Source organism: Nocardia yamanashiensis NBRC 100130 (genome assembly GCF_001613325.1).
Classification (GTDB): domain Bacteria; phylum Actinomycetota; class Actinomycetes; order Mycobacteriales; family Mycobacteriaceae; genus Nocardia; species Nocardia yamanashiensis.
Map to the genome: position 1 here is coordinate 195,242 of NZ_BDCD01000009.1, position 23,995 is coordinate 219,236.

22 protein-coding genes and 1 tRNA gene are annotated in these 23,995 nt (G+C 67.4%); 13 read left to right on the forward strand and 10 right to left on the reverse strand.

The features are described from left to right. Window positions 1–82: 82 nt before the first annotated feature. Window positions 83–156, forward strand: a tRNA-Leu gene (locus NY1_RS09940). A 75-nt stretch (window positions 157–231) separates the two neighbouring features. Here the strand turns inward: NY1_RS09940 and NY1_RS09945 are convergent. Then, a complete protein-coding gene (locus NY1_RS09945) occupies window positions 232–1,455 on the reverse strand; it encodes a PucR family transcriptional regulator (RefSeq protein ID WP_084534820.1) in 1,224 nt (407 codons plus the stop codon). A 136-nt stretch (window positions 1,456–1,591) separates the two neighbouring features. Here NY1_RS09945 and NY1_RS09950 point away from each other — a divergent pair, with 136 nt between their 5' ends. Next, window positions 1,592–3,061: a long-chain-fatty-acid--CoA ligase gene (locus NY1_RS09950; RefSeq protein WP_067710737.1), complete on the forward strand. Its 1,470-nt coding sequence runs from the start codon at window positions 1,592–1,594 to the stop codon at window positions 3,059–3,061. Between the two features lie 53 nt (window positions 3,062–3,114). Continuing rightward, a complete protein-coding gene (locus NY1_RS09955) occupies window positions 3,115–3,966 on the forward strand; it encodes an alpha/beta hydrolase (protein ID WP_067710607.1) in 852 nt (283 codons plus the stop codon). Between the two features lie 3 nt (window positions 3,967–3,969). On the opposite strand, the gene NY1_RS09960 is transcribed toward NY1_RS09955, so the two are convergent. Next, window positions 3,970–4,473, reverse strand: coding sequence for a MarR family winged helix-turn-helix transcriptional regulator (locus NY1_RS09960; RefSeq protein ID WP_067710608.1), 504 nt, complete (start codon window positions 4,471–4,473; stop codon window positions 3,970–3,972). 114 nt (window positions 4,474–4,587) lie between these two features. Between NY1_RS09960 and NY1_RS09965 the strand changes: the two genes are divergently transcribed. The 4 genes from NY1_RS09965 to NY1_RS09980 all read left to right on the forward strand — a co-directional run bounded on the left by NY1_RS09965 (window position 4,588) and on the right by NY1_RS09980 (window position 10,138). Beyond that, on the forward strand, window positions 4,588–6,234 hold the full coding sequence (locus NY1_RS09965; protein ID WP_067710609.1) for an MFS transporter: 1,647 nt from the start codon (window positions 4,588–4,590) through the stop codon (window positions 6,232–6,234). 332 nt (window positions 6,235–6,566) lie between these two features. Further along, a complete protein-coding gene (locus NY1_RS09970) occupies window positions 6,567–7,316 on the forward strand; it encodes a histidine phosphatase family protein (protein ID WP_067710610.1) in 750 nt (249 codons plus the stop codon). Between the two features lie 762 nt (window positions 7,317–8,078). Continuing rightward, entirely contained in the window at window positions 8,079–9,668 is a 1,590-nt protein-coding gene (locus tag NY1_RS09975; RefSeq protein ID WP_067710611.1) for an ArnT family glycosyltransferase, read from the forward strand. Window positions 9,669–9,745: 77 nt separating this feature from the next. Further along, window positions 9,746–10,138, forward strand: a complete 393-nt coding sequence (locus tag NY1_RS09980) for a nitroreductase/quinone reductase family protein (RefSeq protein ID WP_067710612.1) — start codon at window positions 9,746–9,748, stop codon at window positions 10,136–10,138. A 69-nt stretch (window positions 10,139–10,207) separates the two neighbouring features. On the opposite strand, the gene NY1_RS09985 is transcribed toward NY1_RS09980, so the two are convergent. Then, entirely contained in the window at window positions 10,208–11,680 is a 1,473-nt protein-coding gene (locus tag NY1_RS09985; RefSeq protein ID WP_067710613.1) for an MDR family MFS transporter, read from the reverse strand. Between the two features lie 295 nt (window positions 11,681–11,975). Between NY1_RS09985 and NY1_RS09990 the strand changes: the two genes are divergently transcribed. Further along, window positions 11,976–12,839: an ATP-grasp domain-containing protein gene (locus NY1_RS09990; protein WP_218028339.1), complete on the forward strand. Its 864-nt coding sequence runs from the start codon at window positions 11,976–11,978 to the stop codon at window positions 12,837–12,839. Then, the gene (locus NY1_RS09995) at window positions 12,836–13,603 is read left to right on the forward strand and encodes an ATP-grasp domain-containing protein (RefSeq protein ID WP_067710738.1); all 768 of its coding nucleotides are present in this window, start codon (window positions 12,836–12,838) and stop codon (window positions 13,601–13,603) included. Before NY1_RS09990 ends, NY1_RS09995 begins: the two co-directional genes overlap by 4 nt. Before the next feature lie 4 nt (window positions 13,604–13,607). Here NY1_RS09995 and NY1_RS10000 read toward each other — a convergent pair whose 3' ends face one another. Continuing rightward, window positions 13,608–14,444 (reverse strand): universal stress protein, encoded by an 837-nt coding sequence (locus tag NY1_RS10000; protein ID WP_067710614.1) that lies wholly within the window; start codon window positions 14,442–14,444, stop codon window positions 13,608–13,610. 254 nt (window positions 14,445–14,698) lie between these two features. Between NY1_RS10000 and NY1_RS10005 the strand changes: the two genes are divergently transcribed. Then, window positions 14,699–15,121 (forward strand): DoxX family protein, encoded by a 423-nt coding sequence (locus NY1_RS10005; protein ID WP_067710615.1) that lies wholly within the window; start codon window positions 14,699–14,701, stop codon window positions 15,119–15,121. A gap of 48 nt (window positions 15,122–15,169) precedes the next feature. Here NY1_RS10005 and NY1_RS10010 read toward each other — a convergent pair whose 3' ends face one another. Further along, on the reverse strand, window positions 15,170–15,646 hold the full coding sequence (locus NY1_RS10010; RefSeq protein ID WP_067710616.1) for a hypothetical protein: 477 nt from the start codon (window positions 15,644–15,646) through the stop codon (window positions 15,170–15,172). Next, complete coding sequence (locus NY1_RS10015) at window positions 15,643–16,890, reverse strand: NsdA family TPR-like regulatory protein (RefSeq protein ID WP_218028340.1); 1,248 nt, start codon at window positions 16,888–16,890, stop codon at window positions 15,643–15,645. The genes NY1_RS10010 and NY1_RS10015 overlap by 4 nt, the downstream gene beginning before the upstream one ends. A gap of 181 nt (window positions 16,891–17,071) precedes the next feature. On the opposite strand from NY1_RS10015, the gene NY1_RS10020 reads away from it, so the two are divergent. Next, on the forward strand, window positions 17,072–17,413 hold the full coding sequence (locus tag NY1_RS10020) for a hypothetical protein (protein WP_067710618.1): 342 nt from the start codon (window positions 17,072–17,074) through the stop codon (window positions 17,411–17,413). Here the strand turns inward: NY1_RS10020 and NY1_RS10025 are convergent. Genes NY1_RS10025 through NY1_RS44475 form a run of 3 tightly spaced genes read right to left on the reverse strand, consistent with a single transcriptional unit; the run spans window position 17,400 to window position 20,364 of the window. Next, window positions 17,400–18,716, reverse strand: a complete 1,317-nt coding sequence (locus NY1_RS10025) for an NtaA/DmoA family FMN-dependent monooxygenase (RefSeq protein ID WP_067710619.1) — start codon at window positions 18,714–18,716, stop codon at window positions 17,400–17,402. The two genes, NY1_RS10020 and NY1_RS10025, sit on opposite strands and share 14 nt — an antisense overlap. Beyond that, window positions 18,713–19,738 (reverse strand): LLM class flavin-dependent oxidoreductase, encoded by a 1,026-nt coding sequence (locus NY1_RS10030; RefSeq protein ID WP_067710740.1) that lies wholly within the window; start codon window positions 19,736–19,738, stop codon window positions 18,713–18,715. The genes NY1_RS10025 and NY1_RS10030 overlap by 4 nt, the downstream gene beginning before the upstream one ends. An 11-nt stretch (window positions 19,739–19,749) precedes the next feature. After that, window positions 19,750–20,364 carry a hypothetical protein gene (locus NY1_RS44475; RefSeq protein WP_233434269.1) on the reverse strand — a complete coding sequence of 205 codons (615 nt, stop codon included), beginning with the start codon at window positions 20,362–20,364 and terminating at the stop codon, window positions 19,750–19,752. An 18-nt stretch (window positions 20,365–20,382) separates the two neighbouring features. Here NY1_RS44475 and NY1_RS10035 point away from each other — a divergent pair, with 18 nt between their 5' ends. Together NY1_RS10035 and NY1_RS10040 are read left to right on the forward strand one after the other, a co-directional pair. Next, the gene (locus NY1_RS10035) at window positions 20,383–21,048 is read left to right on the forward strand and encodes a DUF8832 domain-containing protein (RefSeq protein WP_233434270.1); all 666 of its coding nucleotides are present in this window, start codon (window positions 20,383–20,385) and stop codon (window positions 21,046–21,048) included. Window positions 21,049–21,283: 235 nt separating this feature from the next. Further along, entirely contained in the window at window positions 21,284–23,293 is a 2,010-nt protein-coding gene (locus NY1_RS10040) for an ArnT family glycosyltransferase (RefSeq protein ID WP_067710620.1), read from the forward strand. 10 nt (window positions 23,294–23,303) lie between these two features. Here NY1_RS10040 and NY1_RS10045 read toward each other — a convergent pair whose 3' ends face one another. Next, entirely contained in the window at window positions 23,304–23,876 is a 573-nt protein-coding gene (locus NY1_RS10045) for a GlcG/HbpS family heme-binding protein (protein WP_067710621.1), read from the reverse strand. Window positions 23,877–23,995: the final 119 nt, after the last annotated feature.

A 23,995-nucleotide genomic window follows, 5' to 3' on the forward strand; every position in this document is an offset into this window, starting at 1 on the left:
CGGGCCCGGACCCCCGGGCCCGCAAAATCACCCCCGAGGGTGATTCCAGCACGACCGTACGGCTCGGTAGTCTGGCCCAGACGCCCCCGTAGCCCAATTGGCAGAGGCAGCGGACTTAAAATCCGCCAAGTGTCGGTTCGAGCCCGACCGGGGGCACAACCGACAGCACCCCCTGTGCAAGTTGCTTGGCGAGGGGTGTTTTTCGACATTCGACAGGATCACAGTTTGGTGTCAGCCTCCGAGGGGGCGATCGCGATCCGCCGTACTCCGCCTGGGATTCGGGCGGTGCAACGCACGCAGGGCGGCGCCGAGTTCGAGGACGGCTCGGGGGTCGGTGAGGGAACGGCCGGTGATTTCCTCGATGCGGCGCAGGCGGTAGCGGACGGAGTTGGGGTGTAGGAAGAGTTTGCGGCCGGTGTCGGCGGCGGAGCCGTTCTCGGCGTACCAGGTGCGGAGGGTTTGCAGTAGCCGTTCGCGTTCTTCATAGGGCAGGGCCAGAAGTGAGCCGAGCGAAACTCGGGTCATCCGTTCGGCTTCGACCGGTGCTGCCGCGATCAGCATGGCGAGAGGGTCGTCGTCGAAGCGGGCCACGCCGCGGGGGCGGTCGCGTAGCCCGGTGAGGGCGAGCCGGGCGAAGTGCAGCGCCTGCGGTGTTTCGGGCAGGGCGTCGTAGGGCGGGCTGATACCCACGCGGGTGCGATGGGCACGTAATGCCTTCAGTGCCGATGGTTCTCGGGATTCAGGCAGAGCGAGTACGCCGATCTGCTGGTCGGGCAGCAATCGCCAGGCGGAGGTGATTTGTGCTGCGCGTAATGCTATTTCGATGCCGGGTAGGGCCTCACGGCCGGTGGCAGGCACTTCCGCCGCGACGACGACGTAGCGGCCGGTCGGGGGCAGGCCGAGGATTCGGGTTGCTTCGCCGAGGGTGGTCGGGTCGGCGATCACGCCTGTGAACAGGGCCTCGACCAGTACGGAGCGTTCATGTTCGCGTTGCAGTACCAGTTCGGTGGTGGTTTCTCGGTAGGCGGCCGCGACCGCGACCGCGTATTCACCCGATAGTGCCCAGACCTCCGCGGCGAGGGCGACGAGCATTGCATCGGTGACCTCGGGGTGGCGTCGTGAGGCGGAAACCAGTTCGGACCACAGGAATTCGAATCCGATGCGGAAGGCGTGCAAGGTTTCGGCCAAGGGCACACCCTGCTGTGCACGTAGTCGCCCGGTCTCCTTGGGCGGTTCCGGGTCCACCGGTGCGGTGGTGGTGAAGTGTCGCAGCATCAGAGTGAGATTGCGCGTGCAGGAGGTGCGAATGGTGTCGAAGGGCACCTGCGCCTCGTTGCGGTAGGTGTCGAGTTCGGCGAGGAAGCGCCGGGCCAGCCGCAGTCCGAGGTCGTCGATGGTCTCCAGGAGGAGCCCGGCTACTTCGACGATTGCTTCCGGCGGCGTTGTACGGGGCATTTCCGCAGGTTACCGGTTCGTGGTTGTTGCGGCGAACAGTTGGCGGACCGGTGATGTTGTCCCTGCATCCATGGGAGTGCGATCACATCGATGCGACGATTTCGGCGATGTTTTCGGCACTACCGGAAAGTTGACGATGCGCTCCTTGACCGTGAATCTGCTGCAGTCGGCCCTGCGCGTCCCGGACCGGATCGCGGTGCGATCGGGCGATACGGTCCTGACTTACGCGCAGCTCGAGGAGCGGACCGCGCGGGTCGCCTCGATGCTGCGTGCCGAGGGTGTGACTCCAGGGGGCCGGGTGGCTCTGATGATGCCCAACGTGCCGGAGTTCGTGGTTCTCTACTACGGGATCCTGCGCGCGGGATGCGTTGTGGTGCCGATGAATCCGTTGCTGAAGGCCCGCGAGGTCGCCTACTACCTGACCGATTGCGGTGCACGAGTGCTGTTCGATTGGAGGGGCGGTCCAGGGGAGGGTCCGCAAGGGGCGGCGGCGAGCGGGACCATGGTCCGGACGATCGATCCGACGTCGTTTGCCGCCCTGCTGGCGAGGCACGCGCCACGCCATGACAGTCCAGAGGTGGAGCTGGATCAGGTGGCGGTGATCCTCTACACCTCGGGGACCACCGGCCAACCCAAGGGTGCGGCGTTGACGCTCGCCGGGCTCGCGCACAACGCCGAGGTGTACGCCTCGACCGTGCAGGAGCTCCACCACGATGATGTGATCCTGGGCTGTCTGCCGTTGTTCCACACCTTTGGGCAGACCTGCGCACTCAATGCCGCGATCTATTGCGGGGCCGCGCTGACACTGGTTCCGCGCTTCGATCCGGCCACGGTATTCGAGGCGATCGCCCGCGACCGGGTCACTGTCTTCGCGGGTGTGCCGACCATGTACTCCGCGCTGCTGCACGACGCGGGTGCGGCGACAGCGGATGTCACGTCGTTGCGGCGCTGTGTATCCGGTGGTGCGTCGCTGCCGGTGGAACTGCTCACCGCCTTCGAGAAGACCTTCGGCTGCGAAATCCTGGAGGGCTACGGTCTGTCGGAGACCAGCCCCGTGGTCACGTTCAATCACGCCGGGCGGCCGCGCAAACCCGGCTCGATCGGTGTGCCGATCCGTGACGTCGAGGTCGAGTTGGTCGATGTGATCGACGGGGTCGGCGAGATCGCGGTCCGCGGCCCGAATGTCATGTCCGGCTACTGGAATCGGCCCGAGGCGACCGAGGCCGCGATTCCCGACGGCTGGTTCCGCACCGGCGACCTCGCCCGGCGCGACGACGACGGCTACTACTACATCGTCGACCGCAAGAAGGACATGATCATTCGCGGCGGGTACAACATCTACCCACGCGAAATCGAGGAGCTGCTCTACGAACACCCCGATGTCGTGCAGGCCGCCGTCTTCGGCATCGCCGACGATCATCTGGGGGAGGAGATCGTCGCCGCGATCGTCTTGAGCGCGGAAGCGAATACCACCGGGGAGGAATTGCAGCGCTTCGTGCGCGAACGCGTCGCTGCCTATAAATACCCCCGCCACGTGTGGCTGCTCGACGAACTGCCCACCGGCCCCAGCGGCAAGATCCTCAAACGCGCCATCACTCGGCCATGAAACACGCTGCCACTCTTCATATTTCATCCCTCGAAGTCGCAGGAGCATCTCCCATGTCCACCTTCACCAGCAGCGACGGCACTGTCATCCATGTCCGGGAATGGCTGCCGGCCGACCGGGAGCCGGTCGGGATCGTGCAGATCGCGCACGGGATGGGCGAATACGCCGCTCGCTACAGTCATCTCGCCGAGCGACTCGCCGACGCCGGATACGCCGTCTACGCCCCGGACCATCGCGGGCACGGCCACAGCATCGCGGGCACGCCCGGCGACCTCGGCGAGAACGGGTGGAACCTACTGGTCGAGGACCTTGTGACACTTACGGGGCTGTTGAGGGCCAAGCACACCGGGATTCCCGTTGTCCTGTTCGGTCACAGCCTCGGATCCTTCGCGGTCCAGCAGTACATTCTCGAACACTCGGGCCTCGTCGACGATGTCGTGCTGTGCGGTACCACCGCAGTCGACCAGCTGTTCGCCATGATCGCCGAGGCCGAGGGAGATCTGCTGGGGCTGTTCAATGCTCGATTCCAGCCCACACGCACGACCGCGGACTGGCTCAGCCGTGACGAGGCGCAGGTCGACGCGTATGTGGCGCATCCGTGGTGCGGGTTCGATCTCGACCCGGCGAATATGACGCTCTTGGCAATGGTTGCCGCCGAACGGCTTTCGAAGCCGACAACCGTTCCCACCGATCTACCTGTCTACGTGATGGTGGGTGATCGGGATCCGCTCAACGACAATCTGCGGTTGAGTGATCTGCTGATCGACCGATATCGCGAGGCCGGGCTGACCGATATCACCTACCGTGTCTACCCGGGCGCTAGGCACGAGATCCTCAACGAGATCAACCGCGACGAGGTGGAGGCCGACCTGATCGCCTGGATCACCCGCATGTCGAGTCCGTAATCCTCATCCGCCCTGAGCATCTCGTAACGGTGAGGGCGGAAGCGGCTGGGCGAGACGACTGTTCATCGCGCTCGTAAGTTCGATCAGGAAGTTCTCGAACTGCCGGAGCTGCTCGGGGGAGTGCCGGGCCATGACGGCGGCGACCTGCTCGCCGAGCGGGCGGAAGAACTCGTCGGCAAGCTCGTGCACTTCCGAACTGCCGCGCAAGGTGATGACGCGCCGGTCGTTGTGCTCGCGCGTGCGCATCACATGGCCGGCCTGCTCGAGCCGGTTCAACAGCGCCGTCGTGGCGGGCTGGGACAACGAGATGCGTTCGCTCAGGCGGGCGGGCGACAAAGCCGCGCCACGTTCTTCGGCGCTGAGGATCTCGATGAGCGCTTCGGCATCGGTGGAGTGCAGACCCAGCCACGCCGCGAACCGTCGGCTGAATTCCCGATAGTTCGCGCCGTAGGCGCGCAGACCCTCGGTCAGCTGATCCTGCTGAGCCCGCGCGACCGGGTGGTTCATCTGCCCTGTCCACCTTTCTCGCACCGGTGCGACACCGGTGACACCGTTGACAACCTACTCCGAGGTTGCGTACTTTCGCCATGGAATAATTCCATCATGGAAGTAGGTGTTTCAATGGATGACACGGGAACCGGCGAGCCGCAGGCGGCGGTGAAGACGCCACTGCTGCACTGGCTCGGCTTGCTCGCCATCGCCCTCGGTGTCGCGCTGATCGTGGTCGACACCACGATCGTGAACGTGATCATCCCGTCGATCATCGAGGACCTGAACACGGGTTCCACTGAGGCGCAATGGATTCAGGAGTCCTACGCGATCGTTTTCGCGGCGCTGCTGCTGGTGGTCGGCCGCGTCGCCGACATCATCGGCGCGAGACGGGTATTCGTGGCCGGTGTGGTTGTCTTCGGCGTGACCAGCATCCTGGCGGGGCTCGCACCCGGTGGTGGACTGCTGGTCGTCGCGCGGTTCCTGCAGGGCTCGGGTGCGGCGATGATCCTGCCGACCTCGTTGGCGCTGCTCAATGTCACATTCACCGGTAAAGCCCGTGGTCAGGCGTTCGCCGTCTGGGGTTCCACGATCGGTGCGGCCGCCGCGCTGGGCCCGCTGCTGGGCGGCTGGCTCGCCGAGCATGTGTCGTGGCGCTGGGCTTTCGGCATCAATGTCCCGCTCGCCGTGGTGATCGTGATCGGTGTGATGGCGTGCATCGAGCGTTCGCCCCGGATGCCGGGACGGCTCGACGTCCTCGGTTCGGTGTTGTCGGTGCTAGGCCTGGGCCTGCTGGCCTTCGGTTTGGTCGAGGGCCGTGTCTACGGCTGGATCACCACCAATCACACGCTGGAGATCGGTGGCTTTACCTGGGACAGCGGCCCGTCGCCGGTGCTGGTCGCGCTCGTTCTGAGCGTGGTCGCGCTCGCCGGATTCCTCGGGCGGCAGGCGGCCCTGCGCCGGGCCGGCGACGCCGATAAGGCGCTGATGGATCTGAGCCTGTTCCAGCTGGCGTCGTTCCGCAACGGCAATATCGCCACACTGATCATTGGACTCGGCGAGTTCGGCATCGTCGCGGTGCTGCCGCTGTGGCTACAGTTCACCCTCGGCTACAGCGCGGTGCAGGCGGGTCTGGCGCTGGTGCCGATCGCCATCGGAAGCTTCATCGCCAGCGGAGCCAGCTTCGGCCTGGCCGACAAGAATGTCTCGCCGGTCAACCTGGTTCGCCTCGGCCTGGCGTTCGAGGTCATCGGCCTGGGTGCGCTGGCACTGTTCGCCGCACCGGACAGCTCATGGTGGTCGCTGGCGCTGATCCTGTGCCTGTACGGCATCGGTGTCGGCTTCGCGACCGCTCAGGTCACCAATGTGGTGCTGGCCGATATCCCGGACAGCGACAACGGCCAGGCATCCGGCATCCAGAGCACGTTCCGCCAACTCGGCTCCGCGCTTGGGATCGCGGTCCTGACCACGGTCTTCTTCACCACGCTCGGATCGCAGGTCACCGGCCATCTCACTGCGGACGGCATACCTACCGTCCAAGCTGAACAGCACGCGCACGCGATCACCAACAGCGCGGGCGCGGCAATCGAAGGGTATGCGGCCCAACCGCAGACCGAGCCGATCGCGGCGGCGGGCCGTACCGCGATGACCGACGGTATCGAGCTGGGTGGCTATCTCGCAGCAGGATTCGTCCTGCTCGGCTTGATCGCTACCGCCCTGATCCCGAAATCGGCAGCGCGCGATGGACAGCCGAATCAGGTGTCAGCCGCGCACATCTGACCGAAAACGATCTCCGGCCCGCCCAGCCACCGGGTGCGCCGGAGATCGTGAAGTCGCTGATTCTCTCAAGGGGCAGCTGGAGCCAGCAGCTACAACGACCGGCGATGAACCCGCCGAACAATCGGCATATCGGCGGAAATACGCAGCTCACGGCGGTTCCGATTTGTTGTAGATGCTGTACGTGCCACCCCGGGGGCACATTGCCGCTGATCCCGATGAACGGGACCCCACGGCCGATTCGGGAAAATAGCTGCTTTTGTGATGGGCGACACTCCAATTCCGGTGTTGGCATACCTGAATTGGCGTTCCCCTGATGAAAGGCATTCCCACCTATGCGAATCCGATCCATTCGCCTGTCCATCGCTGTGCTGGCGACCGCGGTCGCAACCACCACCACCGGCGTCGCGGCCGCCGACATCGACTTCGGCAGCTCGGGGGGCAACTCCGGCAGCAGCTCCCTCAGCAGCGGCGACATGGTCATCACCCTGGTGCGCCATGCCGAGTCCACCGGCAACACCTCCGGTCTGATCGACACCAAGGTGCCCGGGCCCGACCTGACCGCTCGCGGCAAGGCGCAGGCGGACAAGCTGGCCACCCAGCTGGCCGACAAGAAGTACGACTGCGCGTTCGCCTCGAATATGGTGCGTACCTCGCAGACCGCGGCGCCGACCGTGGCGAAGAAGAACCTGAGCCTCGAGGTGCAGCCCGGATTCCGGGAGATCGAGGCGGGCCAGTACGAGGGCACCCCGGAAGCCGAGGCGATGTCCGGGTACCTGCAGGCGCCGATCAAATGGCTTTCCGGCGATCTGAGCGCGCGTATTCCGGGCTCCATCGACGGCAATGAATTCGACGGTCGCGTCGATCAGGCGCTGCTCGACGTGCAGCGTCGTGGCTGCTCCAACCCGGTGATCTTCTCGCACGGCGGCACCATCATGTTCTGGGCCATGATGAACGCCGACAATGCCGACAAGAGCAAGCTGGGCAGCGATCCGATGCGCAACGGCGGCCACGTCATCCTCAAGGGCAACCCGAAGAAGGGCTGGACGATCACCGAGTGGGTCGGCCACCCGGACCTCGGCTGATCCCTTCCTGCCGCGCCCCGGATGTCACCGGCACCACCGGTGGCGCCGGGGCGCAGTGCTACCCCCGGGAGCACTGCGCCGGCCGATACGGGCGACCCGGGTGTCAGCGGCGATTGGCCATGTAGTCGGATCCGGAGCTCAGCACTCCGATGCCTTTTCCGAAGAGCGAGAAGAGGACTCCGAGGATTTCCATCTGGTATGTGTTCCTTACTGGCTGGTATTGCATGGATCTTTTCTGGCGAACACACGCATATCACGGGCCGGGCGCACGACGGATCGGTCATCGTATCGGTAGGCGAACAGACGGCAAACAGCATCGGAATTCGGAGTGCGAGAAGGCATCTCCGGACAAGGTGGGGGACTGGTGGTATTAGTTGATGCGAGCTACGCCACATTTTGCGATCGGGTTGTCGGCAAGCCCCGAATTCTATTGGGTTGGATGGGCTATCGCTCTGTGCTGATCCGTTCCTATATCGCGCACCGAATCGGTCATTGAATCGGTCGTTTTGGCACGCTGTGTCAGTGTCATCGCTCTGACCTAGGGTTTTGTATTGAAAGCGGATGGCTATCGCCGTCCGTCGCGTTTGCGAACGCCCTTGCGAGGCATTAACGTTTCGCAAAATTGCAAAATCCGAGCAGACCACGAGCGCATGCTCATCCAGTTCGCTGCCGGGGAGGAATCAGTTCGCCAGCGAACAGATGCGACGCCGCCACCAGGAGTGGGGCGTCGCGTGTCTGTCGGAAAGTTATCGGGGACAGTTAATGACAGCGGTCGTCTCGGTTCAGACCGAACCGAAAGCCATTCCTAATGCCCATCCGCCGTTCGCATTCCGCGGCGTCGCGCTCATGTCCGTGATCTCGGTGATCGTGCTGACGGCGACGGCCGGCCGGTACGAGTTCTTCGGCGACGAACTCTATTTCCTTTCCGCCGGACGGCGGCTCGACTACACCTATGCCGATCAGGGCGTCGTGGTGGCGTTCTTCGCGCATCTCGCGGACGTGCTGGCGCCGGGATCGGTGACGGCACTGCGGGTTCCGGCCGTGCTCATGAGCGTGGGCGCGGTCGTGGTCTCGGCGCTCATCGCCTACGAACTCCGGGCGAACCGCAAGGTGCAGCTGCTGGCCGCGTTCACCTACGCCACGTCCTACCTGCTGGTCACCCAGTGCGCGTTGAGCACTTTCTCCTTCGACGCCACCCTCACCGCGGTCATCACCTGGCTGCTGATCCGCTGGGTGCGCACCCGCCAGGATCGGCTGATCGTCATCGCGGGCCTGGTCGCCGCGCTGGATATGCAGGTCAAGTGGATGATCCCGCTGGTGTGGGCGTGCCTCGGGGTCGCGGTCATCCTGTGCGGTCCGCGTGAGATCCTGCGGCGGCCCGCGCTGTGGGTGGCCACCGGCATCCTCGCTCTGTCCCTGGTGCCGATTCTGTACTGGCAGTCGCAGCACAACTGGCCGCAGCTGGCCATGGGCACCATCATCGGCGCGGAGCAGGACGCCACCGGGTACGGTCCGCCGGGATTCTTCCCGCAGTGGCTGGGCTTCGCCGGTTTCCTCGGCGTGCCGTTGATCGCGTTCGGTTTCTGGGGCGTCTTCAAGCAGAAGTCGTTGCGCCCGTATCGTTTCATCGCGATCGCGCTGGTGCTCATGACCGTCTTCGTGGTCATCACGCACGGCCGCCCCTACTATCCGACCGGCTTCTTCCCGGCCATGTTCGCGCTCGGCGCGGTTGCTTTCTGGCAGTTCGATCGCAAGCGCTGGATGAACCTGGCGACGATTCCGCTCATCGCGATCACCGTCGTGACCTTCATCGGCACCCTTACGCTGCTGCCGCTGCCGCCCAGCTGGCGCGGCCAGACCGTGACCCCCATCGACCTCGGCATCCGGTCGGCGTTCTGGGGCACCACCAATTGGGACCGCATGGTCGCCGCCGTCGACACCGGGTACGACACGCTGACGCCCGAGGAACAGGCGCATTCCGCCATCGTCACCCAGGGCTATTGGCAGGGCGGCGCCGTCGAGCAGTGGGGCGGCAAATACGACCTGCCCGCCACTTACAGCCCGAGCCGCGGTTTCGGATTCTTCGGCCCGCCGCCGGATTCCACCACCACGATCGTCTTCGTCGGCCTGAACACCGCCGAAGCCGACCTGAAGTCCCGCCTCACCGAGGTGCAGCGCGTGGTGGAACTCGACGATCCGATGGGCATCCCCGGCATCGACCGCATGGTCGCCGTCTGGAAGTGCAAGGGCCCGAAGCAGGAATGGCCGAAGCTGTGGGACACCTGGACCACCCTCTTCTTCGACCTCGGCCACTGGCACGATTCCCGCGCCACCACTCGCGCCACCCACTGACCCCCGTCCGGAGTCGCCCCATCTCGATCAGGGCGACTCCGTTCGCATTTCCCGGGGACCCCCCGTAGCGTCGAACCATGGTGAGCCGCCGCGATCTCCAGCATGCCGTCGTAACCACTCTCCAACGCCGCATAGGCAATCCGATCCTCTCCCGCCTCCCCATCCAAACGCTCCTGGAAACCACCGGCCGCACCACCGGCAGACCCCGCATCACCCCCATTGGCGGCCGTCGCACCGGCACCTCGTTCTGGTTTGTTTCCGAATTCGGCGACCGCTCCCAATACATCCGGAATATCAAGGCCGACAACAAGGTCCGCCTGCGGATTCGCGGCCGCTGGTATATCGGGACCGCTCATTTGGTCCTCGACGATGATCCGGTGGCACGTTTGCGTACGCTGCCGCGGGCCAACAGTACGGCGGTGCGGGCGGTGGGCACAGACTTGATGACGGTGCGAGTCGATCTCGATTGACGAGCGGGGCCGAATAGCGAGCGAGGCGGATCCGCTGGTGCGGATCCGCCTCGGGTACTCAGGGGGTGGTCAGTCCTTGACCAGTTCTGGGGTGCGGAGTTCCTCTTCGTCGGGGACGGGGGTGCCGTGGGGGTCGCCGGAGGAGCGGTTGGGGAGCAGGACCGCCATGACGATCACCAGGATGGAGAGGGCGGCGGAGACGGCGAAGGCCAGTTTCATGCCGTCGAGGTGGGCTTGTACCTCGTCCGTTCCGGATTCGATCAATTGGGTACGGCGGGTGGACATCACGGTTACCACCAGGGCGGTGCCGAAGGCGGCGGCCACCTGCTGGAGGGTGCCGAGCATGGAGCTGCCGTGGGAGTACAGGTGCGGTGGCAGGGCGCCCAGGCCGAGGGTGAAGACGGGGGTGAAGGCGGCGGCCAGGGAGACCATCAGCAGGATGTGCAGGGCCAGCAGCTGCCAGTACGGCATGGACAGCGAGATCTGGGTGAAACCGGCCAGGGCGAGGGTGATGCCGATGGAACCGGGAATCACCAGCACCCGGCCGCCGAAACGGTCGAAGACCTTGCCGACGGTGGGTCCGAGCAGACCCATGGCCAGACCGCCGGGCATGATCAGCAGGCCGGTCTGCAGCGGGGTCAGATGGCGCAGGATCTGCAGGTACAGCGGCAGCAGGATCATCGAGCCGAGCATGGCCAGGAACGCCACCGACATCAGCACCAGCGCCTTGGTGTAGGTACCGGAGAGCAGGATGCGCAGGTCCAGCAGCGGAGAACCGTTGCGCTGCAACCGGATCTGCCGGGCCGCGAACACCGCGATCAGCACCGCGCCACCCGCGACCAGCAGGGCGGGCACCACCGCGCCACCGGATTCGAACTTGCTCAGCCCGTAGACCAGCCCGCCGAAACCGAACGCCGCGAACGCCACACTGAGCCAGTCGATCGAACCGGTCTGGGGTTCACCGATATCTTCCAGCTTGCGCAGCCCAAGCCAGGTCACCGCGGCCGCGATCGGCAGCACCAGCACGAACAGCCAGCGCCAGGAACCGACCTGGAGCACCAGCCCGGAAATCACCGGACCCATGGCCGGCGCCACCGAAATGGCCAGCGTCACATTGCCCATCACCTTGCCGCGATCGGACTCCGGCACCACCGTCATCAGCGTGGTCATCAGCAGCGGCATCATGACCGCGGTGCCGCCGGCCTGCACCACGCGCCCGATCAGCAGCACCGCGAAGGACGGCGCGACCGCCGACAGCGCGGTACCGGCGATGAACACGCCCATGGCGATGGCGTACGCGCGCCGCGTGGTGACCCGCTGCAGGAACCAGCCGGTGACCGGGATGACCGCCGCCATGGTGAGCATGAACGCGGTGGAAACCCATTGCGCGGCGCTCTCGGTGACCTTCAGATCCGTGATGAGCCGCGGGATCGCATTGATCATGATGGTCTCGTTCAGGATCACCACGAACGTCGCGAGCACCAATAATCGGATTACCGTAGGCGTTCGCCCTGGTGCGTGCACGGATAGATCGGCGGGCATTCGGAAACCTCCGGTACAGGTGTGGGGTCGGGCGTCGGGTGGCCAACGGCGAGTCACCGACTCCGCCGCCGGAAGGCCACACAAGGACAGACGGGTTCGGTTCGCTCAACTCATCGGGTTGCCGCAAGTATTCCTGGCGGGTCCGACAGAAATCACTCGATTTTCCGGCCGCCCCGGGTTCGCCAGCCCGCGCGGTGTTGCGCTTTCGGGTGTAGAACGGATGATCTTGGCAGATCTATCGGCAAAAGTGTTGGGCCGCAGGGGGTGAACTACCCGGCGGGGACGGGGAGTTGTGATGGCCGCGCGGATGAGATTCTGCTTCCTGGTCGAGGAGCAGTATCGCCACGATGGAATGCCGTTGGACGTGGCGCGTCAGCTCATCGGCTGGGGGCATCGGGTGGATGTGGTGCGGCCGGGCGCGGAACTGCTGGACCTCAACAGCCTGGTACGGCGCGGACGGCACGACGCCTGGGTGCTCAAGACGGTGTCCGGCGGCCCCGGGCTGGGCCTGCTGGAGGCGGCCGCGGCGGCCGGGCTGACCACCGTGAACGACGCGAGATCCATTCGGGGCGTACGGGACAAGGTGCAGGCGGCCATGATCGCCGCCGACAGCGGGCTGCCGGTCCCGGCCACCTGGGCGGCGGCGCGGCTGCGTGACCTGGCGCGAGTGCCCGGATCGCGGTATCCGCTGGTCGTGAAGCCCGCCGACGGCAGTTCGGGACGCGGGGTGCGATTGATCAGGCGGCCCGAGCATTTGGACGTGCTGATCGACGAGGGAGCGGCGGACAGCGTCCACATCGCGCAGCCCTATGTGCCGAATTCCGGTGTGGATCTGAAGGTTTACAGCGTGCGCGGGCAATTGTTCGGCACCGAACGCACCTCGCCGCTGGCCGGCGCCGGCTCCGCCGACCGTCCGGTGCGGCTGAACCGGGAAGTGCGCAAGATCGCCGCCCGGGTGGGCGAGGTCTTCGGACTGGACCTGTTCGGCGTCGATATCGTGATCGGCCCCGACGGCCCGGTCGTGGTGGACGTCAACGACTTTCCGAGTTTCCGGCAGGTGCCCGATGCCGTCGCCACGGTCGCGCAGGCGATCGTCGAATTGGCCGGGACCGGTTCGGAATGGCCGGCGGCCGAACAGCTGGCGAGCCGGGCGCTGTGAGAATCAGCCTGCTGACCGGTGATCCGGCGCATGCGCTGCTGGCCGCCGCGACGGAGATCTGGCGCGGCGGCGGGCATCGAGTCGAACATCTGGCTCCGGACGCGTCCGCTATCCCCGCCGACCCCGCCGACGTCTACCTGCTGAAAGCCCGTACCCCGCAGGCGATCTCGCTGGCGCGCGACCTGGAACGGCGCGGCATCCCCGTCCTCAACTCGGCCGCCGCCACCGAGTTCTGCCAGGACCGAATCAGCATGGCGCACTTGGCCGCAGCATCGGGTCTCCCGTTCCCGGCCACCACCGCCCTACCCGCCCTGCGCGAACTCACCACCATCGAGCGCCCGCTGGTGGTGAAGAGCAGGCACAGCCGCCGCGACGACCTGGTCGCCCGCCTCGACGACCCCGCCGACCTGCGCACCCTCACCGCCGCCTGGCCCGAAGAACCCGTCGTACTACAGGATTTCGCGCCCGGCGACGGCTGGGATCACAAACTGTGGGTGGTCGCCGACCAGGTGTTCGCCGCCCGCCGCCGTTCCGAACTCGCCGCGGGACCGAAGGTTCCGGACCTGCCGCTCGCCGGCGTCCATCCGTGGAGCGAGCTGGCACTGCGCACCGGCGAAGTCTTCGGCCTGCGCATCTTCGGCGTGGACCTGCTCGAGGTCGAGGGGCGGCCATTGATCGTGGATATCAATGCCTTTCCCGGCATCCAGGGCAGCGCGGCGGCCGCGGCGGTGCTCGCCGAGTTCACGCTCACCGCCGCGCACTGACCGCCTACTCCCCGCCCACCACCATGATCGGGCACTCCACCGACAACAACAGCGATTGGCTGGTGGAACCGAAGACCCTGCTGGTGAATCCGCCGCGACCCCGCGTGCCGACCACGAGCAGCTGTGCGCCGGTGGACCATTCGAGCAGCGAGCGTTCGGGCCGGTCGTTCGCCACCTCGCGCTGGATGCGGACCTCCGGGTAGCGCTCCTGCCAGCCCGCGAGGCTTTCGGCCAGGACGTAGTCGTCGGTGCCGGGATCCTCCGCGCTGTTGTCGTGAGCGTGCAGGGCGATGAGATCGACACCCCTGGCGGCGGCCTCGTCCATGGCGGCGGCCAGCGCGGGTTCGCTGACGGCGGTCCCGTCCACGCCGACCAGAACGGGACGGGTGCGCGTATCGGGCGGGAACACGACGCCGTCGCGAATCACGGTCACGGGGCAGTGGGCGCGGCGGGCCAGGGCGGAGCTGACCGAGCCGAGCAGGGCGCGGCGCAGGGTGCCGGCGGGGCGCGCGCCGGTGACCAGCATGCGGGCCTTCTCCGAGCGATCCATCAGGGTGGGGGCCACCATGCCGGGGGTGAGTTCGGTGGTGATGGCGATCTCGGCGGAGGCGGTGGCGGCTTCGAGCGCGGCGGCCTCCAGCAGCCAGCGGCCGTGTTCCTCCAGGCGTTCGTAATCGTCTTCGGTGAGGACCGAGCCCAGGCCGAGGCCCTCGGCGGCGGTCATCTCGAGCACGCGCAGCAGGTGCAGGGGTGCGTGATGCAGTGCGGCGGTCCGCGCCGCCCAGCCCACCGCGGATCCGGCGGATTCGTCGATGGCGACGATGATGGGCGCACTCGTCATGCTGGGTCCTCCTGCTGTCGGGGAGGAAATCCCGCGACCCCGCCCGTGGGGGTGTACGTGGCTGGGCGGGGCCGCGGGTTCCCTCATCCTGGTTCCTCAACCGAAGTTGAGGTCAAGGCGGTGGGGGATGGCTCACACCTACTCGCACGTTACCGCGTCCTCACCCGTGGTTTGCGACAGGATTGCGACAATCGCGATTCGTTAGGTCTGTATGCGCAAAGCTAGGTGGAAACCGCGACGCTGGGAGGTAGCCCATGGCGGGCAATGATGGTCACGCGCAGGAACTCCGGCCGTACGTACTGCTGCTGGCGCGGCTGGTGCTCGGCGTGAACTTCGTATTCTCGGGCACGTCCGCGCTGGCCGGGTGGCCGAATACCGCACCCCAGGCGACCCCCGGTGAATGGCCGTGGTGGTGGGCCGGACTGTTCGAACTGGTGGTCGGCGTACTGCTGATCCTGGGCACGTACACCTTCGCCGCGGGCCTGTTCGGCGCGGGAATGATGGCCTACGCCTACATTTTCGTGCACGCGGCCGACCACCCCGACCATTGGTGGAACGCGTACCGCAATGGCGGCCAGGCGGCATCGGCCTTCGGTGTCGGCCTCCTGCTCATCGCCTTCTTCGGCCCCGGCGCGGCCGCCTTCCAACCCGGCAGCCGCACTCCCGCCCGCCGCTGAAGTCGCCGCGCGAAACTTTCCGGGATGACGAAGGAGCTGCCGGGAGGCTCAATCTCGCTGCGCGCCAAGCGGCCAGATGCGGGCGACGGGTATGCCGCGCCGGATCGCCGCCGCCACCGCATCGGCTGTGCCGCCGAATCCGCGCGCCGGTTCGCCGTCCCAGACCGCGAGCAGTTCGTCCGCGTCGTCGAGCATGCGCAAGCTCGCGGCCTGGTGCGCCTCCGGCGCTGATTCCCGAAAGTCCAGCCGGGTAACCGAACTCGCCGCCGCGAGCAGCCGATCGTAGGTGCAATGGTGTTCGACCGGCAGGCTCTCGCGGTACTCGTGCGCCGGAATCACCACTTCGAGCCGCCCGCCCGCGTCCAGCACCGCGTCCGCGAACAGCGAATCCGGCCCGTCGGCAAGGCAACTCACGCCCACCAGGTCGTCGCTCCGCCCGGCCACCGCGTCCCGCAGCGCGGTCTCGACCAGCGCCAGTGTCGGCGCGGGCAGGCCGCGATGCCCGGTGATGGCGATGCGCGTCATTGCTCATCTCGTCCGTACAGCGTGGCGAGGGCTTCGTCCAGCGCCCTGGCCTCGACGGTACGCGCGGGCAGCCCGGCCCGGAATGCCCTGGCGGTGCGGGTGATCCGCTCGCTGTGATAGGTCAGTCCGACCAGCAGCGCCTCGGCCGCCAGCGCACATCCGGCCTCGATATCGCCGCTGCGCGCCAGCGCCTGCGCGTGCTCCACCTTGGCCAGCGCCCGCGGTTTCTCGGCGGTCAGAGCACTGTCGGCCAGCTGGAACGCCGCGTGCGCCGCCCGATTGTCGCCGAGCCGGGTCAAGGCGCTGGCTTGATACCGCGCCGCTTTAGGGGCGTCGAACGCGAACACCCACGGCCACTGCGGTTCTCCGCGCTGCCGCTCCACCAGCCGCTCGGCCCGCCGCAATGCCGTCAGGGCGTGCTGCCGTTCCCCGGTGGCGGCATGGGCGATGGCCAGCAGCGAGGTCAGCCACGCCATCGCACTGTCGGGCGCGCCGCGCCCCAATTGCCCCGCCGCCGTGCGCAACAGCACCAGCCCGGCCCGCCCGTCACCCATCTCCACCGCGTAATGCCCCAGGCTGGCGGTCATATACGACACCAGCAGCGGATGATGCGTCCGCTCCGCATGCCGGATGGCCTCCACGTACCGCCGCCGCGCCGCCGCGTCGTCCCCGCGATCGGCCGCCAGCCACGCTGCCAGCCCGGCGATTTCGGACAAAACCCGGAACCCGCCCGAAGTCCGCAGCCGGTCGCGCACCACCCCCGACACCAGATTCAGGTGCGCGTCCACCACCGGCGCCAGCCGATCCGACGGCACCGAGGACTCCATCCGCCGATAGTTGGCGGTCGGCCCCGCCAGGGTGTCGATCAGTTCGGTCTCGGTGGGCGCGGTATTGGCCAGCACCGCGCCCGTGGTCACCACGAGTGCGCTGGAGAGGAATTGCTTGCGGTTCACGCTCGCGTCATCCGCCGCCGGCTGCCCGGTGCCGAAGCCGAGATCGGCATCGGTGGTCACGTTCAGCACCGCGCGCAGTGCGGCCCGGTAATGCCTTCTGGGCCATGTCGTTTCGCCTCGCTCCCACTTGCCGACATGCCGTTCGTCGACCGCCCCGCGCTTGCCGGTGGCGCGCAGGACATGGTCGTTGACGGCGTCCGCCAATTCCCGGCGCGTCATCGATCGGCCGGGCGATCCGGGTGACTCCATGTGCAGCCGAGCTGCCAGGAGCAGCTCATTGCGACCGGTCACGGCATGCGGCTCCTCGTGCTGGACCTATCCCGAGAATAGGCTTTCCACGGATTTGCCGCGCCGCCATGACCCTCGATTGCCCACTAATTTCCCCACCGCACGCCGTCGATCGATCGCGCGGCATGGATGAACGTTGAAGTCGGCGACCGACTTCGGCCGTAGACCTCCTCGAGGGATAGCCATGACAACGGAACCGAATGCCATCGGATGGTTGCGGAGTGACGTATCCGGGGCTCGGCAGGAATGGGACGAGGCGCAGATCCGCGGCGTCGCACAGCGGCTCGGCTACGACCTGCGCAAGACGGTGGTGTTCGGTCCGTGCACCGATCGCCCGCTGCACCGGCTGCGCATGCTGGTCTCGCGGCTGGCCCTGGAAGCCGTGATCGTGCCCAGCGTCGAGCATTTCGAGCACGGCATGGTGCCCGCCGAACTGGTCGCGGTCGCGGACGTCATCACCGTGACGCCGGTGCAGACCTACGCCCGATACGCCACCGGTGAGCTCCCCGAGCTCAGCGGCGGGTGAGGGGTGGGCGTAGGTCCAGGTGTTCGCGCAGGGTCGCGCCGGTGTAGCTGGTGCGGTAAGAACCGCGTTCCTGGAGTTCGGGAATCAGCCAATCCACGATTTCGTCCAAACCGGTCGGCACCAGATACGGGGTGATATTGAACCCGTCGCTCGCGCCGTGCCGGACCCAGCGGGTGAGTTCATCGGCGACCTGACCCGGGGTGCCCGCGAAACCGAACCGGGCGGTGGTCTCGATGGCGACCTGGCGCAACGAGAGTCCCTTGGTCTCGGCCAGCTCCCGCCACTGCGCCACGATGGCGGTGCGATCCTGGCCGTCGCGCTGGGCGCCGCGAGTGCCCGAAATCGTGCTCTGCTCAGGGTCTTCCGCCGGCAGCGGGCCGTCCGGGTCCAGGTGCGAGAGGTCCTTGCCCCACACCTGCCCGGCCAGCGACAGCGCGGTCGCGCCGGTGATCTGATGCTCGAGCACCCAGCGCTTCTTCTCCGCCACCTCGGATTCGCTTTCCGCCAGCACGATCTGGGTGCCCGGCAGGATGCGGATGTCGTCGGCGGGGCGGCCGGCGGCGACCAGGCGGGCGCGGATATCGGTGGCGAATTCGCGGGCGGGTTCGAAATGGGTGCCGAAGGGGGAGAAGATGACTTCGGCGTGCGCGGCCGCGAAATCCCGGCCGGCGGGGGAGACGCCCGCCTGGAAGATCACCGGATGGCCCTGGGCGCTGCGCGGGACGGTGGGGGCGGCGGCGAAGCGGAAGTGCGCGGTGTCGCGCTCCACGGTGCGAGGTGCGGTGTCGTCCCAGGCGTCCCAGAGTTCTCGTGCCGCGCTGAGGAATTCGGCGGCGCGCTCATAACGCAGGGCGTGATCCAGGAACCCGCCGCGCCGGAAATTCTCGCCGGTCCAGGCATTGTCGGTGGTGACGGCATTCCAGCCGGCGCGGCCGCCGGACAGCACGTCCAGGGAGGCCAATCGGCGGGCCAGGTCGGCGGGCTCGTTGTAGGTGGTGTTCTGGGTGGCCACCAAACCGATCCGGGAGGTGATGCTCGCCAGCGCCGCCAATTGGGTGATGGCGTCCGGGCGGCCCGCGATATCGGTATCCAGGAGCTGGCCGTCCTGTTCGCGCAGGCGCAGGCCCTCGCCCAGGAAGAAGGCGTCGAAGAGCCCGCGTTCGGCGGTGGTGGCGACGTGGCGGAAGGTCTCGAAGTCGATCTGCGAACCGCTGCTCGGATCCGACCAGATGGTGTGGTGATTGACGCCCTGGAAGAAGACGCCGAAATGCACCTGGGCGTCGGGGAACGGGACCTCGGTCATCGGTTGAGCTCCTTGGCGAAACGATTGACGGGGCGGGGCAGGCCGAGGTTCGCGCGCAAGGTGGAACCGGGGACCGGGCGGTGCGCGTGGCCCGAGCGCAGCAGGGCGGGCAGCACGTGGCGGGACAGTTTTGGGAGGTCTGCGTCGATCGAGGCCGGGTGCAGGCGGACGCCGTCGGCGCGGGCGGCCAGATCGGTGAGCAGGACGGTGAGGTCGGCGGTGGAGCCCGAGAAGTGCAGGCGGGCCGAGGAATTCGTGCCGGAGGTGCGGCTCGGCTCGGCGCCGAGGGCGATCTCGAGATCGACCAGGACGCGCGGGACGCCGGAGGTGCGGGCCTGGTCGACCGCCGCCAGGGCGTCGGGTACGGTCGCGCCGCTCACCAGTGCGACATCGACGCCGTCGGAACCCGTTGTCTCGTACGCGAACACGACCACCTGACCCTGCGGCGGGCGGGGCACGATGGCCGGGCCCTTCACCGAGAAGGTGGTGCCCGTGAAGTCGGCGTAGTGCAGCTTGTCGCGGTTCAGGAACTTCCCGGCGGCGTAGTCGCGCACCACCGCGTCGTCCTCCCAGGAATCCCACAGCCGGCGTGCGACCTCGATGGAATCGACGCGCTCCCTGCTGATTTCGGCTTCGGTGCGCAGTTCGGTAGCACCCCAGGCGCGCGCGGTGGCCGGATCGTTGGCGGCCAGCCAGCCCGCCCGGCCGCACGAGGCGTAATCCAGGGTCGCCAGCTGCGAGGATAGGTGGAACGGTTCGGCATAGGTGGCCGCCACCACCGGCACCAAACCGAGTGTGCTGGTGCGGGGCGCGACGAAGGCGGCCCGGGTGACGGCATCGATGCGCCCGCCCGGCACCGGCCGCTCCGGTGCGAGGGAATCATCGAAGGTCGCGAAGGTGAAACCCGCGTTCTCCGCGGCATTCACGCGTTTTCGCAGTACGTCGGCGGGGTGGAAGCCGTCCCCGTCGAGTTCGATGCCCACCGCGAACAGGCTTGTCCGGTAATCGCTCTCGCTCGCCATGGGTTCGATGTTCATCGAACGGATTGGTCGCGGCCACGGTTGCCGTCAGCGTGATCCGAACCCGGGTGACGTGGATCACCGCCCCGGGTCTTGCAGATACCCCCAGGGGGTATTAACTTTCTCTCTGTCGGACAACGAAGTAGATCACGAAAGAGGCTGGGGCAATGACCACCAACGCGCACACCACCCACACCGCCACCCCGGCTGACGCCCACGGCGACCACACCGCGCACACCGGCCACGGTGCCCACGCGGCCCACGCCGCGCATGGTGATCACGCCGGCCACGTAACTGCTGCTGTAGCCGTCGACAATGCGGCGCAGGCCGACCACGCGGCGCACGGTCGGCACGCCGCACCTGTCACGCACGACGACCACACCGGACATGTGGACCACGCGGCGCACGCCGGACATGCTGCGCCTGCCGCGGCCGACCATGCGGGACACGCTGCACCTGCCGCGCACGACGCTCATGCCGGCCACGTCGGTCATGACGCTCACGCTGGTCACGACGCTCACGCTGGTCATGACGCTCACGCTGGTCATGACGCTCACGCCGGTCACGACGCCCATGCCGGTCATGACGCTCACGGCGGCGGGCTGCCCGGTGGGTTGCAGGTCACCCAAGACGGGTACACCCTCGACTTGGCTGAAACCATCACCGCCGCAGGTGAAATCGACTTTCGGTTCCGGATTCTCGGTCCGGACGGTGAGGCCGTCACCGCGTACGACGACATTCACGACCGCCGCCTGCACCTCATCGTCGTGCAGCGTGAACTCACCGGTTTCTGGCATGTTCACCCGGAGCTCGCGGCCGACGGCACCTGGCAGGTGAAGCTGAATCTTCCGGCGGCGGGCGCCTATCGCGCGTTCACCGATATCGCCCCGACCGCGCTCGGCCGCACCATCACCCTCGGCGCGGACTTCGCCATCCCCGGCGACTACGCCCCGCAGCCGGTACCCGTGGCCGCACGCACCACCGTGGTGGACGGTTACGAGGTCGCCCTGGACGGGGATCTCGTTGCGGGTGAAGGCCGGATGATCACCCTGACCGTGCGCAAGGACGGCGCGCCCGTCACCGACCTCCAGCCCTACCTGGCCGCCTTCGGCCACCTGGTGATCCTGCGCGCCGGCGATCTCGCCTACATTCACGTGCACCCGAACGGCGAGCCCGGCGACGGCGTTACCGCTCCCGGCCCCGATATCGCCTTCCACACCGTGGTCCCCGGTCCGGGCGTCTACCGCCTCTTCCTCGATTTCAAGCACGGCGACGTGGTCCGCACCGCCGCCTTCACCCTGGCCACCGCCTGACCTGTCCTGCAAAGGATTTCATCGCCGCGACGAGCCGACGCTCGTCGCGGCGTTTCCTGTTCGGTCGCACGGGCGGTTACTCCACCCAGGGTGGATGTCATTGTGCGCTGGTCTTGCGAGCCGTTCCCGCTGCACGGGCGCTCCCAGGGAACTCCCAGCCGAGGCGCAGGAAGATCGCAATCCGCGGTCCTAGGCTCCGCTGGTCGAGCGGAGTGGGTCAGCGGAAGGGTTGTGGATGACGGTGATGACCGGTGTGACGGGTGCGGTGGCGCCGGGGCGGGCGAAGGGGATCGCGCATTGGGCGAGATGGTTCGGCGGGGCTCCGGATCGTCCGCGCTGGGAGCGGCCTGGGACGCTCGCGCTGCTGGTGAGTACCGCCGTGCTCTATCTGTGGGGGCTCGGCGGGGCCGGTTGGACCAACCAGTACTACGCGGCGGCGGTGCAGGCCGGGACGCAGAGTTGGAAGGCGCTGCTGTTCGCGTCCCTGGACTCACAGAACGCCATCACCGTCGACAAGCCGCCCGTCGCCATGTGGGTGATGGGGTTGTCCGGCCGCGTTTTCGGGTTCAACTCGTGGTCGATGCTGGTGCCTGAAGCACTCATGGGCGTCGCCGCGGTAGGACTGCTGGCGGCCTGCGTACGCCGCTGGGCCGGTCCCGCCGCCGGGCTGCTGGCGGGCTTCGCGTTCGCCGTAACCCCGGTGGCGGCCTTGATGTTCCGCTACGACAACCCCGACGCCATGCTCATGCTGCTACTCGTCGCAGCCGCGTACTGCACCGTCCGCGCCGTCGATGCCGAGTCGGCGAAATGGTGGTCGGCGAGCACCGGCTGGCTGGTGGCGGCGGGCGTGCTCATGGGCTTCGGCTTCCTCACCAAGATGATGCAGGCGTTCCTGGTGCTGCCCGGCCTCGCCCTGGTGGTGCTGGTGGCGGGTGCGGGCGGAATCGGCTTGCGCATAAAGCAATTGCTGACCGCCGCGGCCGCAGTGGTGGTGTCCTCCGGCTGGTACGTCGCCCTGGTAGCCCTGTGGCCCGCCGGCTCCCGCCCCTACATCGGCGGCTCCACCACCAACAGCCTGTGGGAACTCGCCGTCGACTACAACGGCCTCGGCCGCATCTTCGGCAACAACCGCGGCGGCATGCCGAACTACCGCCCCTCCGGCGGCGCCGGCGCGGCCGCGACCCCAACCCCGCAGCCCGGCGGCCAATTTCCCCGTGGCATGGCCGGATTCGGCAGTGAGCCCGGGATCACCCGCCTGTTCACCGGCGAACTCGGGACCGAATTCTCGTGGCTGCTGCCCGCTGCCCTCATTGCTCTGATTGCCGGACTCTGGCTGACCCGCCACGCTCCGCGCACCGACCGGGTCCGCGCCGCCCTGCTTCTTTGGGGCGGCTGGCTGCTGGTGACCGCCGCGGTGCTCAGCACGATGAGCCGCAGTTTCCACTCCTACTATTCGATCGCTCTGGCTCCCGCGATCGCCGCTCTCATAGGTGTGGGCGCGAACCAATTGTGGTCGCGCCGAACCCATCCGGCCGTTCGGGGCACGTTGGCCGCGGCCGTTGTCGTCACCGGCGCCTGGGCTTTCGTACTGCTCCGCCGGACCCCCGACTGGCTGCCGTCCTTCCGCTGGGCGGTCCTGGCGGCAGCGATCGTCGTCGCTGCATTCCTGCTCCTGCCCGCCCGCTCTCACCGCGCAACTCGCGTAATCGGGATAGCTGCACTGCTTTCCATGCTTGTCGCTCCGACTGCGTATGCGGTGGAAACCGTCGCCCAACCACACTCAGGCGGCAGCCCGGTGGCCGGACCGCCGCGTAACAGCCACGGGCCCGCACGAGGCAACAACCAACTCGATCCGCAAATAGCCGAGCTGATCACCACCGCCGGAACCCGCTGGGCCGCAGTCGCAGTCGGAGCTTCCGATGTCAGTACCCTCGAACTGCAAACCGGCGCACCGCTACTCGCAGTCGGCGGCTTCAGTGGTCGAGACGATTTCCCGACCCTCGAACAGTTCCAGCAATACGTAGCCGACCATCAGATCGGCTACTACCTGGTTCGCCAACGCCAGCAGAGCCAGGAGGGCGAACAGGCCGAGAACATCGAAGGGCAGCAGGCCGACCCCACCGCCCCGAACGCCCAACGCCGCGAGCCGGATCAATCGACGTCGGCCAAGATCACCGCCTGGGTCAAGGCGAACTATCCCGAAACCACGATCGGCAACATGACCGTCTATCGCCTGACCCAGTGAGAAGTTCGGCTCAGTTGGCGAGGGCGGCTACGCCTTCCTGGGCGAACTTCTCGTCCAGGTCGCCGCTGGGTGCGCCCGCCACGCCGATGCCGGCGATCGGAGCGCCGCCCTTGGCGTCGACCGGAGCCCCGCCGGCGAGGAAGAGAGTGCCGGGGATATCGGCCAGGTGCGGGGCCGAGTCGAGGCGCTTGGCGAGGGTGGAGGTGGTGGCGTTCCAGGAGACGGCGGTGAAGGCCTTCTGCTGGGCGGAGTCGTAGGACTGGGGGCCCGCGCCGTCGCCGCGCAGGACGACCACGGTATTGCCGTTGCGGTCGACCACGGCCACGGTGACGTGCTGGTTTTCCTTGACGGCGGCGTCGAGGGCGGCCTGGGCGGCCTTGGTGGCGGCCGCGATCGAGAGATGGGTGCTGGTGGTCAGGTTGGCGTCGGCGGCATCGACGACGACGGGCGTGCGGGCGCCGGGATCGGGGTTCTGGGCGTTCACCGAGACCACGCCGATCGCACCGGCGGCGACCACGGCCGCGGCCGCGCCGCCGATGATGAGCCGGGTGCGGGTGGACTTGGGCTGCTTGGTTTCGGTCATGGCGATCGCTCCTGTACATGGTTGCGCGCTCCGGATGCCCGGCGCGCCGGATCGGGTGCCGTGTGGCAACCCGTGCACTATCGATCCTGGTGTGGAGCGGGCGGTTTGCCATCGGCTCA